Below are 17,250 nucleotides of genomic sequence, written 5' to 3'. Positions count from 1 at the left end.
CGCAGACCCTTACTGTTCCTGGCAACGAGGTACAAATGAAAATACTAATGGATTATTAAGAGAATACTATCCGAAAGGTATGGATTTATCTTTAGTTACACCAAATGACCTAGAAGAAAAAATAGGAAGGCTTAATACAAGACCACGTAAGTGTATAAATTTCTATACACCTCAAGAAATATTATTTGAGAACGAAGTGTTGCGCTTAATTTGACAATTAATCATTATAAAAGGTGTTTTTGTCTTGCCCAGCGAACCGTTTGTCCTGCCCTTAATACATCCGTTGAATCTTTGATTGGAAGGCTCAAGTCATACGATTTAACATTTATAGGTAAATTGTGTTCTTCAAGCTTTTCAATGAGAAGTTTGCGGACATCGTATTTACTTAAATTGGTTGAATAAGTATTAATGACTAGAAATTCACCTTCTACTTGCAAACGATCTAACGCTAAATCGATTAGGGTGGGTAACTGTTCGGTTATTTTCCACATTTCACCTTTGGGTCCTCGTCCAAAGCTAGGCGGATCCATCACAATTCCTTGATAGTTTCGTTCGCGTCGTGCTTCTCTTTCTAAAAATTTAATGGCATCATCATTAATGTAACGGATGAATTGATCATCAACTTGATTCAATTGAGCGTTTTTTTGCGCGGTTTCAAGTGTTGATTTTAATGCGTCGACATGAACAATTTCTTGCGGTGATTCTTTGGCACAAGCTATTGTTGCTGCACCCGTATAACCAAAAAGGTTTAAAACTTTTGCATTGGGAATTTTTCTTAAACAGTGTCTTAAAAAATCCCAGTTATCTGCTTGTTCAGGAAAAATACCGACATGTTTGAATTTACCTGTTTCTAAAGTGAACTTTAAATCTTTGTACTGTATTGTCCATGAGGTGATTGGATGGGACCAATGGTTGTCGATGAATGTTGAATCAACAGGAATTGATGTTCTTTTTTTATTTTGGGCAAGTGGTTCTGGTCGTTTGAGGATAACCTCTCCAAACCGTTCAACTTTAAACCCTTTCTCTAAGGCGAGTATTTCGTAATCTTTCCAGTTCGTATTTTTTAACATGATTGTCTCCTTTTTGCATCATTATAGCATGCAATCAACGGTGACGAATATGGTATAATAAAAAAAGGTGATAGTATGGATTATATGCAAGGTCTTAATGAACAACAACGAGAAGCTGTTTTAACAGATTCTCAACATACACGAATTATAGCAGGAGCAGGAAGTGGTAAGACTCGGGTTCTTACCACTCGTCTTGTTCATTTAGTGAAGGACTTAAACTATGATCCACGTCGGTTGTGTGCGATTACGTTTACCAATAAAGCTGCCAATGAAATGAAAGATAGATTAATGGCGATGCTTGATGGTTATTCTGAAGTTCACGTATCCACCATTCACTCGTTGTGTGTGTTGATCATTCGAATTGAGCATGAAGCCATTGACTTACCACGTGGTTTTACAGTTCTTGATACAGCTGATCAAAATCAAATTATGAAAGAAGCATATGACAAACTTGGCTATTCAAAACAAGATCTGTCTTATCGTGAATGTTTAAACTATATCTCAAATCATAAAATGGCACACATTTCCGCAGACGATGCGTTGTCTTTAGCGACAAAATACCCAGCTGATCGAAAAAAATCACAGGTATATAAATATTATGAAGATCGTTTAATCGAGTTAAAATCTCTTGATTTTGATGGGATTTTATTGGAGGTTTATTATTTACTTAAGGATAATAAAGCAGTCTTAGAGCGTTGGCAAAATCGTTTTGATGTACTTTGTGTTGATGAGTTTCAAGATGTTGATGAAGTTCAATACGGTATTGTTCGTCGTTTAGCTGGCAAGAACAATGATTTGTATGTTGTGGGTGATCCCGATCAAACAATTTATTCATGGCGCGGAGCCAATGTAAAATTTATATCTACGTTTGATACGTTGTATCCTGATGCAAGGACGATTGTGTTGAATAAAAACTATCGTTCAACACAATCGATTTTAAGTCATGCTAATGCACTGATTCAACATAATAAAAACAGACCACATAAGGATCTGGTCGCTCATAATCAAGCAGAAGATCCAGTGGTGTATCAAGAGTTTCTCGATGCTCAAGAAGAAGCTGAATGGATTGCACGAAAAATACATGAAATGTATGAAAAAGGAACCCCCTATTTAGATATCGCTATTTTATATCGATCGAATTATTTGTCTCGTGTGATGGAACAAGTATTCTCAAGGCATCAAATTCCTTATGTTATCTATGGCGGACAAAGTTTCTATGATCGTATGGAAATAAAAGATATGATTGCCTATTTACGAATGATTAGTCATGGTGATGATTTAGCGCTTCGTCGTGCGGTTGCGAAACCACGTCGTGGGATTGGTGAGAAGTCATTAGCAAGCTATGCAAATAGAGCAGAGAAACATCAAGCAAGTATTTACCAGATGATGTTGGTGGACGTGGAATCTGGTGTTGCAAAAAACAACATTAAAAAATTTGTAGACTTAATTGAATCGTTCAAAGAACAAGCCCATGAATTGCCATTAAATCGATTAATGGAATTGATTTTCACTCAAAGTGGTTTGAAGAAACATTATGAGGATAAAGGTGAGGATTCAAGGATAGACAGTGTTCGTGAATTATGGAACGATGCTGCATCATTTATCAAAGATCACAGTGATGCAGATTTAATTGATTACTTACAAATGATTAGTTTATACACAGATAAAGAAGAACAAGAAAGTGCAGATGTTGTGCGTTTAATGACGATTCACGCAGCAAAAGGATTAGAGTTTAACACGGTCTTTGTGATGGGGTTATCAGATGGTGTGTTTCCTAACCGAAATAGTATCTCAGAAGGAACTCAAGGGATAGAAGAAGAACGTCGTTTAATGTACGTTGCAATAACACGTGCTAAATCGAGGTTATTTATCTCGAATAACAGTGGATTTAGTTTTGTCTTGCAAGGATCATCTCGTCCCTCTCGTTTTATCAAGGAGATGGACATTGAAAAAGAGGTCTTTGAAATGCCTTCAGAATATATTCAATCTAGTGAGGAAAGTCTTCAAATACGAGAGCATCGCCGCTCTATAGAAATAATGGATGTTGTGATTCATGAAGTCTTTGGTGAGGGAATTGTTATTAACATCGAAGATGATAAAATGACTGTTGCCTTTAATTTCCCTCATGGAACCAAAACAATTGCGATGTCATTTGCAGGCATTAAACGAAAAGGAGTTTAAGATGAGTAAAGAGAGAATAGAAAAGTTAAGAAAAGATTTAGAAAAATATAATTATGACTATCATGTTAAAGATCAACCAAGTATTTCTGATTTTGAGTATGACCAACTTTTCAATGAATTGCTTCAATTAGAAGCAGATCATCCTGAATACTTTGATCCACTTTCTTTGACACAAAAAGTCGGAGGAGAAGTCTTGGATAGCTTTGTGAAGGTTGAACATCCTTATCCAATGTATTCATTGGGCAATGCATTTTCATTAGCCGATCTTGAAGTGTTTGATAAACGCATTAAAGCAGTCTTTCCAGAAACGACCTATGATGTTGAATTGAAAATTGATGGCTTAGCGATTTCGCTAGAGTATGAGGAAGGACGTTTTGTTCGCGCCTTAACCCGTGGTAATGGTACGGTTGGTGAAGATGTAAGTCATAATATCAAAGTCATTGATTCGATTCCTTTACGGTTGAATAAATCGGTAGATTTAATTGTTCGGGGCGAGGTGTTTATGCCTCATCCTTCATTTGTGAAAGTAAATAAAAAACGTGCAGAAGAAGGGCTCGTCCTTTTTGCAAATTGTCGGAATGCTGCATCGGGTACGATTCGTCAACTGGATTCGAAAATTGTTGCAAGTCGAGGACTTGATGGGTTTTGGTATACCATCATTAATCCTGAAAGTCATGGTTTGAAAACTCAATCTGAAGCCCTTGAGTACCTAAATTCCTTAGGGTTTAAAACAAATAAAGAAAACAAAGTTTATTCTGATATGGACGATGTGTATCAGAGAATAATAGAGATAGACACCTTCCGTCATGAATTACCTTATGACACCGATGGTGTTGTTGTAAAAGTGAATGACTTCGCAAGTCAAGAACGTTTGGGCTTTACCGTAAGAGTTCCTAAGTTCGCAATTGCTTATAAATTTAAGGCTGAAGAAGTCGAGACAAAGGTCCTTGATATTTTCCTGACGGTAGGAAGAACAGGTAAAATTACGCCCAACGCTAAATTAGAACCTGTTGAGATCTCAGGTAGCGTTGTGTCATATGCGACATTGCATAACTTTGATTATATTGAAGGCAAGGATATTCGTATCGGTGACTTTGTTCAAGTTAGAAAAGCTGGAGAAATTATTCCAGAAATTGTGAAAGTTAATCTTGAAAAGCGGGGTGCGGAAAGTGTACGCTACCAACCAACCTCTATCTGTCCTGTTTGTCATGATCCTTTAATGAAATTTGAAAACGAAGTGGATAGTTATTGTGTCAATGTCAGTTGTCCAGCAAAAACAATTGAATCTCTTATCCATTATGCATCAAGAGTTGCAATGGATATTGACACCTTGGGCGAAAAAAGAATTGAACAACTTCATCATCATAAACTTATAGAAACAATCAAGGATATTTATCTTCTTGAAGATCGTAAAGAAGAATTATATGAACTTGAGAAGATGGGTGAAAAAAGTGTTGAAAAATTATTAAATGCAATTGAAAAGAGTAAAGAACAAAGTCTTGATCGTTTTATCTTTGGTCTTGGAATTCGTCATGTAGGGTCAAAGACATCAACAGTTCTTGCTAATCATTTTAAATCAATTGATTCATTAAGTAAGGCAAGTTATGAAGACTTACTTAAGATTGATGAAATTGGTGGTATAATAGCGGAATCAATTGTTTCCTTTTTTGGCGTTGATGATAACTTGCAATTATTGAATGATTTAAAGGAGTTGGGAGTTAATCCTAGCTACGAAGACGAGGTTGTCGGAGATGGATTTAAAGATATGCGTTTTGTTTTAACAGGAACACTGACAAGCTTAAAACGTAATGATGCGAAACAAATTATTGAATCACTTGGTGGAAACGTCGTTGGAAGTGTCAGTTCAAAAACAAATGTTGTTGTTTATGGTGCTGAAGCAGGTTCAAAATTAACGAAAGCTCAAGAACTTGGAATCACAACATGGACAGAGGAACAATTTTTAGAAGAGGTGAACAAGCATGAAGAATAAAATAACCTTACTACTAGCCTTAATGTTATTGTTAAGTGCATGTGGGAGCAAGAAGAAAGAGGAGCCAGTTGAAGAGGATAAACCTGTCTCAATCGTTGATTCGAATAAAGGCGATTATTCAATTCTGGTCCCGTTTATTAATTCGCCCTTACGTCAAAGTTATGCTTCTAATTTTAGAGAAATAGATATGATGGAAATAGGTTCAGGATTACAAGAAAGGTCTAAAGAGTTCTTTGATCCTGATAAATATTCTGTATCAGAAGGAAGTTTGATTGATCGTGATCGCTACAATAATTTATTAGGAAATCAATCAGACAAAAACCCCAATGGATTAAACTTAAAACCTTTTGAAATTAAAGATGGCAGTGTAACCTTAAAAGATCCAACGTTTGTCAGCGATATTGTCGAAATTAACTTCCATCGTTCAAATAAAGTTGATGAGGTTGATGGTATTGCTGTAGCGCTCGTATTAAAAAGGGTTCAGATCCTTGACCATAAGATTGGATCAACGCATAAGCTTAGTGATGAGACCTTATTTGAAGTTGGGAGAACTCTTGGATTGCGTTTGTATTCCTATCTAAGTTCTTTGGAAGGAATGGGGGATGTCCCTATTTATATTGGCTTATATGCGCAAGAATCTGACATTGATAAATTGCCTGGGAAATATTTACCTGGGAATTATATTGGGCACGCATTCTTTAAAACTCGCTCAGATCAATTTGTTAAAGATAATGAACAGTGGATTTTATTGAATGATAAAATCGCAAGAGATAAAATTCCAGATGCAGCAAGTAGTTTTAGTCGATTACGAAAAAATATTCATACCTTTGCAGGTGATGAAAATATTGGTGTTGTTGCAAGTGGTTTCTTGGTTGATGATCGCTTACAAAAAATTAATATTGAAGTTGTGACGGGGTCGAAAACATATTTAGAAATATATGCGTTATCTCAGTACATTAATAAAGAGTTGGCGATGTTTGATGCCTATCAGGTTCCTGTTAAAGTTGATATACGTATTTATCAAAAATCAAGGGTCGTGATTGAGCGAAGTCCAGGTAAAGATAGCAAGATTATTGAGTTAAATTAGGAGGAATAAGATGGAATATAATAACAAGAAAGTTGAATCACTCGCAAATATGCTCATGATTGATGTGAGTCAAGAAGAGGTTGAAGCAATTGTTGAAGATACAAGTTTTAATGACTATTTAATATTTATGCAAAATATCGATACTCAAGATGTGGCGATGATGCATTTACCATATGATGAAGTCACAACTTATTTAAGAGACGATTCAATTGAATATGTCTTAGAGAGAGAAACAATGTTTAAAAATGCTCCCAAGCATGATAATCAATTTATAGAAGTGGTACAGGTGATTAGTAAATGAAGTATAATGCGATTGTTGAAAAACTAGATATACAAACAAATAAAAATGATGGAAAATTACACGATTGGACATTTGCAATTAAAGACAATGTAAATTTAATTGGTAGCAAAACGACTGCAAGTTCAGCACTGCTCGAAAATCATGAGTCGATTTACAATGCACATATCTGTGATTTGTTGTTAGCGGAAGGCGTGCATGTAACTGCAAAGACGTCGATGGATGAATTAGCGATGGGTGGAACAAATCGTTCCGCATTAACAGGCCCTGTCAAAAACCCTTATGATCCAACTCGTATTTCGGGAGGGTCATCGGGCGGGAGTGCGGCGTTAGTAGCAAGCCGTGATGTTCGAGCTGCAATTGGAAGTGATACGGGTGATTCTGTACGCAAACCCGCAGCTTATTGTGGCATTGTTGGGGTAAAACCAAGTTATGGCCGAATCTCTCGTTATGGTGTTGTTCCTTATGCCTCATCCCTTGATCATGTTGCCTACTTTAGTCAAAATGTCAGTGATGCAGCTTTAATATTAGAAGTTTTAGCTGGAAGAGATGATCGAGATATGACAAGTTCATATGAACCTGTGGATGCTTATGCAAGTCTTTTAGACTTAGATTTAAAGGGAAAAAAGATTGGTGTATTTAAAACTGTGAACGATGCAGTAGAAAATAAAGAAACACAAGAAGCATTTAATGATGTTTTGAATAAATTAGAAGAACAAGGTGCAATTCTTGTTGAGAAAACAATGGACAAAGCACTTTTACGTGCTCTTTTACCAACGTATTTAAGTATTGCGAATGCGGAAGCAAGTTCCAATCACTCAAACTTAGATGGTGTCCGCTTTGGCAATGCAATTGCAGGTGAAAATTTAGATGATTTAATGAAACATACACGAGGACAATTATCATTAGCGAGCAAGAAACGTTTAATCTATGGTGCATCCATGTTTTTAGATGAAGGTGATGAGATTCTTTTCAATAAAGCTAAAAGGGTCCGTCGTTTGATTGTGGAGTCCTATGAAAGACTATTCGATGATATTGATGTATTACTATCAATAGCAGCACCTAATCCAGCCCCTAAAATCGAAGAAACACAAGTCAAAGATTTATTTTCTGATGAACATTTAATTGCTGATAATTACATGGTGATTGATAATTTTTCTGGTTACCCAAGTTTGACTCAACCGATGGGAATGAGTGATTCAATGCCGATTGGTCTTAATATATCAGCAAAACCGTTTGCAGAAACAACAATGTTTGCATATGCCAAGAAAATTGAGTCACTGATTGCATGGAAGGGAGAGTTTTAGTATGTACGAAGCAGTTATAGGAATTGAAGTCCATTGCGAACTTTTAACAAATACAAAGATGTTTTCCGCATCGCCTTTGCGTTATGGTGTTGAACCTAATACAGCAATTAATGAGGTGGATTTAGCGTATCCTGGAACATTGCCTCAAGTGAATGCTCAGGCAGTTAAACAAGCAGTACTGTTAACCAAAGCCCTCAATTGTACACTGGATCCAGTGCTTCGATTTGATCGAAAAAATTACTTTTATTCAGATTTACCAAAAGGATATCAGATTACTCAACAATACTATCCACTTGGAAAAGATGGCTTATTTCCAATTATGGTTGCTGATCAAGTAATGGATGTTCGAATCAATCGATTACATTTAGAAGAAGATACAGCAAAACAATTCCATGAAATTGATAAAACACTCATCGATTTCAATCGTGCCGGAACACCATTGGTAGAGATTGTTACAGAAGCAGACTTTCGTTCAGGTCAACAAGCGGCGGCGTATGTCGAAAATTTGCGTTTGCTAGTCGTTCATTTAGGTGTATCCAATGGAAAAATGGCCGAGGGGTCATTGCGCTGTGATGTTAATATCTCGTTAAGACCAAAAGGACAAGAAAAATTTGGGACTAAAGTTGAAATAAAAAATTTAAATTCAATCAATAATATTGAGAAAGCAATTGAGTATGAAATTAAGCGTCAGACAGAGATTTTAGATAATAAAGAAGCTGTTGTTCAACAAACACGTCGATTTGATGAAGCAAGCCAAACGACTGTATTGATGCGTACGAAAGATGATGTTGTCGATTATCGTTATTTCAGAGATCCCAATATTCCTGCAATTAAAATACATGATGATATTTTGAATGCTGAACTTATTGAACTTCCACTTACCAAAATGAAACGTTATCAGAGTGAATATAATCTTTCAGCTTATGATGCGAAAGTATTAGTGAATAACCCAGAAATAAGTCAATATTTTGATGCGTTAACATCGAAATCATCAGAGTATAAACTAATGGTTAATTGGTTGACTCAAGATTTGCTTGCGGTTTTTGATCAAAAAGAAGATAAATCAATGACAGAATGGATTACTCCAGATTACTTTGTCCAATTTATTGATGCAATTTCAAGCAAGACAATATCTTCAAAGCAAGCTAAAAAAGTATTCACTGGTTTGTTAGAAGGGATTGAACCTAAAAAATACATTAAAGACAATAAGATGGTCCAAATTAGTGATGAAAAAGTCCTTACAGAGTGGATAATGGATGTTCTTGAGAATAACCCACAAGTGTTAGATGATTATCGAAATGGACTCGATAAGAGTATGAAATTTGTGGTTGGTCAGGTTATGAAACTTTCTAAAGGTCAAGCAAACCCACAATTTACCAATATGTTAGTCGAGCAAATCCTTGCGAAATTAGCATAAATCATATACAATTTGAATGTATTTAAGGAGGCCTCTATGAAGAAAATAATTGGTCCAGAAAAAGAGAATACTGTTGAAATTACGCCGATCAAGGATGTAAAAAAGACAGCACCTAAAAAAGATAATGGTAAGAATAAACAACCTAAAACTAAAGGAAAAAGAGCTAAATTCGCTTCGAAAGACGGAAGAGGGAAACGTGATTGGTCTTTTTATGCGATTGTTGTTAGTTTAATTATTATTTTAATTCCTACATTGATTGTTGGAGTAACCTTATTTAGAGCAACACGTGGAACAGGGAAACCTATTATAGGTCATCGCTTTGATAACGACCTAGCTCCAAAGATTGAAAAAGATGACATGAGTGCATTACAGCAAAGTCTTGAGTCAATTAAAGGTGTTGAAAAAGTTAATGTAGAACTTAAAACTGCAACGTTAAGAATCTACTTGGACATGCCACAAGAAAGTGATAAAAAAGCTGTGGAAGCAGCGGCAAACGAAGCTGAAAAAATATTAAACAGTAAATTTGATCCGAAACAGTATTTTAGCGCTGAGGGTTCAAAGTTACAATATGATTATGAAATCTATACTTATAATGAGTTAAGTGAAGATTCTTTGATTTATATCATCAATAAAACGTCCAGAATGACAAAGGCTAACAAACAATATCTTTCAGAACCTGTATCAAAGGAAATGAGAGATGAGCTATTAGAAATTCAGAATAACCGTGATAATCCAGTTAAAGAGGGTGTCGAAGGAGAAGGCGCTGAAGTCGAAACAACAGAATAATAGTTAAGAGATGGAGCAACAATGGAAACTACGATAAACTTATTTAACAAAATAAAAACACTTATGAGTGAAAACAGTTTGTTTTTACTCGTTTTTATATTGTTTTTACCTGATTATGCACTCTATCCGGCGATGGGGATTGCTTGGATATTTGTCATGTACGAGTTTTTTAAGTACAAAGGGTTTAATTGGAGCTTTTTTTGGCTATTGCTACTCTATTTAATGATCGTCTCCTTAGTATCAAAAAACTATAAAGGTTTTGCCGGTGCGCTTTATTTAATTATTCTTTATGCCTATGGAGGGTCCATTAAGCGTAGAGTAACACCCAAAACTTATATGGAACTGCAATTTTATATTGTGTTTTCATCACTCTTTAATTTCTTCTTTAACTTTATTCATTGGCGTCCCTCTTGGTATGATTGGTTTATGGGTCAGTTCTCATGGATTATTGATTTTGGAGGATTGCCTTTTTATGGTGATGGGTATATGAGAGCTTATTCAACCTTTGATAATCCTAATTTTTATGCATTCATATTATTGATTGTTTTGTTAGTTTGTTTTAATCAGATTCAATTCCAATTAACCTTTAAAAATTATAAGCTCATGTTTTTCTACATCGGTGCTTTTATCATTAATTTTTATGCATTATTATTAACAGGAACGCGCTCAATTTTAGTTGCACTAGGATTAGGTTTGGTTACGATATTATTAGCACAGCGAAAATGGATGCAATTAAAAGTTTTGATATTTTTAGGGGCAGCGGCTGTTTTATTTATTATGTCGAATGCAAGTTTATTTCCTAGATTTATGCAAATATCTCAACACAGTGAAATACGGTTTACAATATGGGAAACAGCACTCACACAAATTCAGAAAGAACCTTGGTTTGGTAAAGGTCTCTTTACCTATGAGTTTTTATTCGATCGTTCCGATGCCCATAATATTTTCATTGAAAGTTTTCTAAGCATGGGAATAATGGGAACCTTTATTTTTCTTGTGTATGTAATTGAGAAGATTTATTACTATTACAACAATGCATATTATCTCGATTATCCGTTGGCGTTATCGGTTATTATTTCTACGATTATGTATGGCATTTTTGATATACCGCTCTTTGCTGTTCAAACAAGTATGTTATTTATTGCTGTTTTATGTTTACCAACTCGAGATAAAGAGTTTTTAAAAGAACTAACTTAGTTCTTTTTTTATAGGAAGTAATAAAATGAAAGTGAGGTGATGGGGTTGATTACATTAATAACGGGACCAAGCCATGCAGGAAAAACATACCTGGCACAAAAAATACTTGAACAAGAACATCGTCCTTACATGTCTATTGATCATTTGAAGATGGGCTTAATTCGTAGCGCTAAGACAGATTTAACGGTTGAAGATGATATGTTACTCCAAGGTTATTTATGGGAGATTGTTAAAGAAATTATAAAAACAGCGATTGAGAATGAGCAAGAATTAATCGTTGAAGGCATTTACATTCCTTATACTTACAGACAAGATTTTAATAGAGAGCAATTAAATAATATTGAGTTTATTAGCATTGTTTTTACGGATAATTATATTACACAACATTTTTCACAAATAGTGGACAATAGAAATAGCATTGAAACAAGGCAGACATTTGATGTAACCCTTGAATCTGTTTTGAATGACCATCATGATCATCGTGCTTCTTTTAAAGAGGAAGTGGGAAGGTTGATTGTTGTTGAGGATGACTATATACAGACACTGGATGAATATTTGAAAAGGAGAGAGAAAGATGGCAAGAGCAAAGACAAAAAAAGAGTTATTAGAACAAGCAAGATGTAACTATGAAAACCTGTTTGCTTTGATTGATTCAATGAGTCAAGAGGAAGTGAATGGACAGTTTGTATTTGAAGATAAAGCGAGTCGTACTCAGGCACATTGGCAACGCGACAATAATGTTCGGGATGTTTTGGTTCATCTCTACGAATGGCATCAGTTGATATTGAATTGGGTAACATCAAATCTCGGTGGTGATGCTCAGACGTTTATTCCTGCACCTTACAATTGGCGGACTTATGGAGACTTAAATGTGGAATTTAGGAATAGACATCAATCAACAGATTTAGAGACTGCTAAAGGGCTTTTAAATGATTCTCATCAAGAGGTCATGACTTTGTTAGAGAAGTTTACTGATGATGAACTATTTACTAAGGGAGTTTATGATTGGGCCATCGGTTCGACGTTGGGGTCATATTTTGTTAGTTCATCAGCAAGTCACTATGATTGGGCGACTAAGAAAATAAAAGCCTATATAAAGGAAAGAAAAAATGCTTAATATTGCTTATATAGGAAATGGAAAAAGTACCAATCGATATCATTTACCTTTTGTTAAAAGTCTGAATACAATTATCACAGTAAAAAAAGTTTATAATCGGCAACTTGAAACGATGGCATGGGAACCAGATAACACGATTCAGTATACAGATAATTTGAATGATATTCTAGATGACCCAGCGATTGATGCGGTTGTTATTTGTACGCCTCCTTACACGCACTATAAGTATGCTCTGCAAGTGTTAATGAGTGGGAAACACTGTATGATTGAAAAACCCTTTACAGAGTCATATGAGCAAGCAAAAGAATTGTTCGAGCTTGCACATAACGAAAATCTTGTCTTACAAGCTTTTCAAAACAGGCGGTATGACAGTGATTTTTTAACTGTGTCTAAAATTATTGAATCGAAAATTTTAGGAGAACTCTATGAGGTCAATATTCACTTTGACTATAACCGACCTGAAGTTCCAAATGCATCAGAAGAACTGACAAAAAATGAGGCACTCATATATACTCATGGAAGTCATATATTAGATCAAGCAGTGGCGTTATTTGGAATCCCAGAATCCTATCACAGTGAAGCGAAACAACTATTAGGACACGGGAAAATGAATGACTACTTTGATATTGACTTGTTTTATCCAACATTAAAGGTATCTGTTAGAGCAAGTTATTTTAGAGTTCAGCCACGTCCTAGTTTTGAACTCAATGGAACTCAAGGTTACTACATAAAACAAGAGAAAGATCGCCAAGAAGAATTTCTGAAACGTTTTGTTATGCCAGGTGGGAAAGGCTTTGGTCTGGATGAAAAACAACATTACGGTAAAATATTTTATTATGACAATGAAAAACTCGTACAAAAGAGTGTTAAAAGTGAAATTGGAAATTATGCAAACGCATATCAAGATTTTTATGATGTCATTGTCAAAGGCAAAAAAAGCAAAGTAAAAGCGAAAGAAACTCTATTTGTAATGGATATTTTAGAAAAAACTTACAACAAAATAAGCGAATAATAAGCACTATAACGCTGTTATTTGTAGGATAAAGCATAAAACGAAGATTTATTGTAAAAAAGACTTGAAATGCATTTTTTATTATGGTATATTTTATGAGCGCTTGGAAATGCCTGATTAGCTCAGCAGGCAGAGCAACTGGCTGTTAACCAGTGGGTCGTAGGTTCGAATCCTACATCAGGCGCCAGATATTTGGCCCGTTGGAGAAACGGTTAACTCACATGCCTTTCACGCATGCATTCACGGGTTCGAATCCCGTACGGGTCACCATAAACAATTAACAACTTACCTCTTAGGGTGTAAGTTTTTTTATTTCAGGATATAGAACCGAAATAAATTTTCAAAAGTACCTGAAAGACATTTCACTAAAAATTCACAAACAGAAAGCCCTTACATTAATGAAGTAACAAATCGACACTCTATACAAGGGTTAAGGAAGGTTTAACTTTGTAAAATTAGAGTAAATTTTTATCAAGACTTGGATAATGATATTGAAATATAATTTCAATATGATACTTTATAAACGTAAAACATAGAGTATGGAGGATAAGATGAAAAAACTTACCAAGTTAATTTTAAGTGCGTTATTAATGTTAACGAGTATTGGTTTTAACGTTTCAACATCCATTGTGGTGGATGCAGAAAGTAAGTATCATGTTATAGAAGATTTTGAAGGAAGTCAAAAGTGGGAAGCGGCAGGTGCTCGCTTTAACGAACTTGATGTACGTAAAGATCAAAATATTGTGCGATTTGATAAAAACTCTTTATTTATGGGGTATGATTTTAACGGAACTGAAGGTGTGTCAGGTGTCTATGCTCAACCGACCAACCCAATAGAAATCCCAGGAGCGCCAAAAAAATTAGGGATGTGGATTTATGGTGATGGTGCTGGACATTGGTTAAGGTTTCAACTTAAAGATAGTACCGGTCAAAATTTTAATGTTGATTTAACAGGCGATCATCCAGGTGGTGTCAATTGGCAAGGCTGGAAATATGTGGAAGCACCAATTGCAGATACTTGGAAAGCGCCGTTCACAATTGATCAACAGGGAATTCGCTATATGGCAACGAAAGATGACCGCAAAAATACAGGCGGAATTTATGTTGATAAAATAATCGCGTTGTATGAGGATGATATTAACGAAGACGTCACCAATCCTCAAATATTAAAACGAAGTCCTGAACCAGGCGAAACAATCGTTGATGCGAAACCATATTTTCATGTAAACATCCAAGATTTAGAATCAGGGATCGATGATACAAAAATAACAATGACACTTGACGGTCAAAAAATAGTTCCAACCTACAAGGATGATGTCCTTGAGTATAAAGTGAAGGATGAGTTAGCAGATGGTCTTCATGAAATATTCTTAGAAATCTTTGATCATGCTGGGAATCATCATTTTGAATCATGGACATTTAGAGTGGATGCAGGGAATTTTTCACTTGAAATGGAAACTCAAGATAAGTCAATTGCTGGCGATGAAACATCATTTGATATCCTTGCGAAAAATTTTAAAAATATTGATGCATTAAGCTTTAGTCTGAAGAGTAAAACGGACTTAGAATCATTAAACTTTGATGTTAATCCTGAATTAAAGGACCACTTCGAATTGGTAAACAATGTTTATGTTTTTAAGAATTTACAAAAATTTGATCAAGAAAACATGTCATTAGGAAAAATTACTTACTCGCTGTCAGCAAGTTCAAGTGGTAAAGTTGTGATTGAGATGAACGAGGCAAATTATACGACAACAAACAATTTAACAAAACAGTTTTATATTGATGCTTATGAATCAAATATTATTCAACCACTGACTTTGTCAATTGAAGGTGTATCAGTAGGGACACCCTCAACAATTCGTATCACAGATTTAGATAATCAACCAGTCGAGGGTGCTGAAATACAAATTTTAGATAACTATACCTTGTTGCAATTTAAACAAGATGGCGAAATATTAAAATCAGCAAGCAGTTCATTGGCAGGGGATCATTTCCAAGCTATGAAGAAAGATGATTATGTCGTGATGGCAAAATCATACACAACAAGTCACCCATATTATCGTGTTTATATCGCTAATGGTGAACAACGTTATTATCATGTTCATAAGGATGATGTTGAAGAAGTGAACTGGAATTCACTCTTATCATCAAAATCAAAAGATGGAAAAATAGAAACTGACAAATTAACGCTCAGTCAATTGCCACTTAAACTTCAAGCAAAAAAAGGGAAATTGGTAAGTCAGGTCCTTGAAGTTCAAATTGCCCCACAATTGGGTGAGAAAACACCACAAAATAAATTACTAACTTGGGTCAATGATGCGAGGGATTCAATCCATGTTTCCTGGAAAACGGATACAAGTGAAAAAGATACTGTATTGAGATTAAAAGAAATGAAATCAGATTCACAGTGGATTACGATAAGCGGTGATTCTGAGCTGATAGCGGATGCTACAGGCGAGTTTAGAGTCCATCATGTTGAAGGAACAGATTTGAAAGAAAACACATCCTATGAATATCAGGTGGGGGATGGAGAAAATTTCTCAGAACCAGAAATCCTTAAGACGGCAGCGAAAACAAAGGATGAATTCACATTCACACTTGTTGCTGATTCTCAAGCATATGATGAAAAAGGCTTTCAACTTTATGCAAATGTCATTGAACAAGCAAAGAAACGAAATCCAAATACAGAATTCTTGCTTCATGCTGGAGATATTGTTGAAGAGGGCAATCGTTTAGATCAATGGGATATGTTCCTAAAATGCCAAGACCAAACGAATTTACCACTTATGTCAGTCATGGGAAATCACGATGTCTATGGACAAGGAACCAAGACGTATAATACATTAGTTCAAAATCCTAAAAATGGTCCAAAAGAATTCAAGAACTCAGTCTATTACCAAGATTATGGAGATGTTCGATTTATTGTTCTAAATTCTGAAGTCGGTGTTCAGGGAATGCAGAAACAAGTTGAGTGGTTAAAAGAAACAGTTACAACAAATCCTAATCCTTGGACAATTGTATCGTTCCACCGCTCACCTTATAAAGCTAACCCTAAACGTCCCGATGATGCAACGATGAAAATATTTGCTCCAGTTTTGGAAGCTTTAGACGTTGATTTGGTTCTAACAGGCCATGATCATTCATATTTAAGAACGTATCCACTTAAAGATGGAAAACCACAAGAACAAGGACCTATCTATATTATCGGTGGAAGTTCTGGTCCGAAATTCTACCCTGGCGAAAATCAAGATTATTCAGATGTAACGTTTGCCAAAGAAAAACAATTAGCCAGTAATATTACGGTAAGTAAAACTGAATTAAAACTTGAAGCCTTTACGCATGAGGGAGAGGTCATTGATGAATTTAAATTAAGTAAAAAACAAGAACCACAATTAGAAAGCTTAATTCAAAAATTAGAAAACCTATTAAATCAAGCTCAATCAATTGATAAATCTATCTATACTGGTGCGAGTGTTGATAAACTTGAAAGTGCAATAAAGAAAGCTAAACAAAGTTTAAAAAATCCAACTCAAGAAAATCTTACGCAGTCCATTGTAGAAATGGAATCAGCAATAGAAAACTTAGAATTGATAAAAGAGGAAAAACCATCGGTTGATCCAAATCATCCACTACCTCAAACGGGTATGGGATTGAGTTTAATCACGATGAGTGGTCTTGTCTTAGCAAGTTCAGGACTATTCATTAAAGTATTCAAGAAAAAAGATTAAGAGTAAAATGATAGCATCCCATGAGTTGGCTCAACTTATGGGGTGCATTGTTATTTT

At 35.2% G+C, this 17,250-nt stretch carries 14 protein-coding genes and 2 tRNA genes; 15 read left to right on the top strand and 1 reads right to left on the bottom strand.

Annotated elements, in window-relative coordinates:
- Positions 1–214, top strand: a 214-nt coding sequence (locus GVV10_RS09480; protein ID WP_407925653.1) for a transposase, incomplete at its 5' end; no start/stop codon positions are given.
- Between the two features lie 10 nt (positions 215–224).
- Here GVV10_RS09480 and GVV10_RS05320 read toward each other — a convergent pair.
- Complete coding sequence (locus GVV10_RS05320; RefSeq protein ID WP_159520337.1) at positions 225–1,070, bottom strand: class I SAM-dependent methyltransferase; 846 nt, start codon at positions 1,068–1,070, stop codon at positions 225–227.
- A 75-nt stretch (positions 1,071–1,145) separates the two neighbouring features.
- On the opposite strand from GVV10_RS05320, the gene GVV10_RS05315 reads away from it, so the two are divergent.
- The 14 genes from GVV10_RS05315 (at position 1,146) to GVV10_RS05250 (ending at position 17,193) form a co-directional block, all read left to right on the top strand.
- Positions 1,146–3,251: an ATP-dependent helicase gene (locus tag GVV10_RS05315; protein ID WP_159520335.1), complete on the top strand. Its 2,106-nt coding sequence runs from the start codon at positions 1,146–1,148 to the stop codon at positions 3,249–3,251.
- 1 nt (position 3,252) lies between these two features.
- Positions 3,253–5,241, top strand: coding sequence for an NAD-dependent DNA ligase LigA (ligA, locus tag GVV10_RS05310; RefSeq protein WP_159520332.1), 1,989 nt, complete (start codon positions 3,253–3,255; stop codon positions 5,239–5,241).
- Positions 5,231–6,328 carry a CamS family sex pheromone protein gene (locus tag GVV10_RS05305; RefSeq protein ID WP_159520330.1) on the top strand — a complete coding sequence of 366 codons (1,098 nt, stop codon included), beginning with the start codon at positions 5,231–5,233 and terminating at the stop codon, positions 6,326–6,328. The genes ligA and GVV10_RS05305 overlap by 11 nt, the downstream gene beginning before the upstream one ends.
- A 10-nt stretch (positions 6,329–6,338) precedes the next feature.
- On the top strand, positions 6,339–6,629 hold the full coding sequence (locus GVV10_RS05300; protein WP_159520328.1) for an Asp-tRNA(Asn)/Glu-tRNA(Gln) amidotransferase subunit GatC: 291 nt from the start codon (positions 6,339–6,341) through the stop codon (positions 6,627–6,629).
- Complete coding sequence (locus GVV10_RS05295) at positions 6,626–7,933, top strand: amidase family protein (RefSeq protein WP_159520326.1); 1,308 nt, start codon at positions 6,626–6,628, stop codon at positions 7,931–7,933. The genes GVV10_RS05300 and GVV10_RS05295 overlap by 4 nt, the downstream gene beginning before the upstream one ends.
- A 1-nt stretch (position 7,934) precedes the next feature.
- Positions 7,935–9,350, top strand: coding sequence for an Asp-tRNA(Asn)/Glu-tRNA(Gln) amidotransferase subunit GatB (gene gatB / locus GVV10_RS05290; RefSeq protein ID WP_159520324.1), 1,416 nt, complete (start codon positions 7,935–7,937; stop codon positions 9,348–9,350).
- Positions 9,351–9,386: 36 nt separating this feature from the next.
- Positions 9,387–10,136, top strand: a complete 750-nt coding sequence (locus GVV10_RS05285) for a hypothetical protein (RefSeq protein WP_159520322.1) — start codon at positions 9,387–9,389, stop codon at positions 10,134–10,136.
- A 21-nt stretch (positions 10,137–10,157) separates the two neighbouring features.
- Positions 10,158–11,333 carry an O-antigen ligase family protein gene (locus tag GVV10_RS05280; RefSeq protein WP_159520320.1) on the top strand — a complete coding sequence of 392 codons (1,176 nt, stop codon included), beginning with the start codon at positions 10,158–10,160 and terminating at the stop codon, positions 11,331–11,333.
- Positions 11,334–11,378: 45 nt separating this feature from the next.
- A complete protein-coding gene (locus tag GVV10_RS05275) occupies positions 11,379–11,957 on the top strand; it encodes an adenylate kinase (RefSeq protein WP_201289997.1) in 579 nt (192 codons plus the stop codon).
- Positions 11,908–12,450 carry a ClbS/DfsB family four-helix bundle protein gene (locus GVV10_RS05270; RefSeq protein WP_159520318.1) on the top strand — a complete coding sequence of 181 codons (543 nt, stop codon included), beginning with the start codon at positions 11,908–11,910 and terminating at the stop codon, positions 12,448–12,450. The genes GVV10_RS05275 and GVV10_RS05270 overlap by 50 nt, the downstream gene beginning before the upstream one ends.
- Positions 12,443–13,462 (top strand): Gfo/Idh/MocA family oxidoreductase, encoded by a 1,020-nt coding sequence (locus GVV10_RS05265; protein WP_159520316.1) that lies wholly within the window; start codon positions 12,443–12,445, stop codon positions 13,460–13,462. The genes GVV10_RS05270 and GVV10_RS05265 overlap by 8 nt, the downstream gene beginning before the upstream one ends.
- Before the next feature lie 111 nt (positions 13,463–13,573).
- Positions 13,574–13,649, top strand: a tRNA-Asn gene (locus GVV10_RS05260).
- 7 nt (positions 13,650–13,656) lie between these two features.
- Positions 13,657–13,732: transfer RNA gene (locus GVV10_RS05255), tRNA-Glu, on the top strand.
- Positions 13,733–14,013: 281 nt separating this feature from the next.
- Complete coding sequence (locus GVV10_RS05250) at positions 14,014–17,193, top strand: metallophosphoesterase (protein ID WP_159520314.1); 3,180 nt, start codon at positions 14,014–14,016, stop codon at positions 17,191–17,193.
- Positions 17,194–17,250: the final 57 nt, after the last annotated feature.

It is taken from the genome of Erysipelothrix urinaevulpis, assembly GCF_009828835.1.
Classification (GTDB): domain Bacteria; phylum Bacillota_I; class Bacilli_A; order Erysipelotrichales; family Erysipelotrichaceae; genus Erysipelothrix; species Erysipelothrix urinaevulpis.
The sequence above is the reverse complement of the archived record's forward strand: the minus strand, read 5'-3'. Positions and strand labels throughout refer to the sequence as shown.

What these genes read in the sequence shown, in the direction of transcription:
- GVV10_RS05320 (WP_159520337.1), bottom strand. Translation starts at nt 1,070, where the DNA reads ATGTTAAAAAATACGAACTGGAAAGATTACGAAATACTCGCCTTAGAG.
- GVV10_RS05315 (WP_159520335.1), top strand. Translation starts at nt 1,146, where the DNA reads ATGGATTATATGCAAGGTCTTAATGAACAACAACGAGAAGCTGTTTTA.
- ligA (WP_159520332.1), top strand. Translation starts at nt 3,253, where the DNA reads ATGAGTAAAGAGAGAATAGAAAAGTTAAGAAAAGATTTAGAAAAATAT.
- GVV10_RS05305 (WP_159520330.1), top strand. Translation starts at nt 5,231, where the DNA reads ATGAAGAATAAAATAACCTTACTACTAGCCTTAATGTTATTGTTAAGT.
- GVV10_RS05300 (WP_159520328.1), top strand. Translation starts at nt 6,339, where the DNA reads ATGGAATATAATAACAAGAAAGTTGAATCACTCGCAAATATGCTCATG.
- GVV10_RS05295 (WP_159520326.1), top strand. Translation starts at nt 6,626, where the DNA reads ATGAAGTATAATGCGATTGTTGAAAAACTAGATATACAAACAAATAAA.
- gatB (WP_159520324.1), top strand. Translation starts at nt 7,935, where the DNA reads ATGTACGAAGCAGTTATAGGAATTGAAGTCCATTGCGAACTTTTAACA.
- GVV10_RS05285 (WP_159520322.1), top strand. Translation starts at nt 9,387, where the DNA reads ATGAAGAAAATAATTGGTCCAGAAAAAGAGAATACTGTTGAAATTACG.
- GVV10_RS05280 (WP_159520320.1), top strand. Translation starts at nt 10,158, where the DNA reads ATGGAAACTACGATAAACTTATTTAACAAAATAAAAACACTTATGAGT.
- GVV10_RS05270 (WP_159520318.1), top strand. Translation starts at nt 11,908, where the DNA reads ATGGCAAGAGCAAAGACAAAAAAAGAGTTATTAGAACAAGCAAGATGT.
- GVV10_RS05265 (WP_159520316.1), top strand. Translation starts at nt 12,443, where the DNA reads ATGCTTAATATTGCTTATATAGGAAATGGAAAAAGTACCAATCGATAT.
- GVV10_RS05250 (WP_159520314.1), top strand. Translation starts at nt 14,014, where the DNA reads ATGAAAAAACTTACCAAGTTAATTTTAAGTGCGTTATTAATGTTAACG.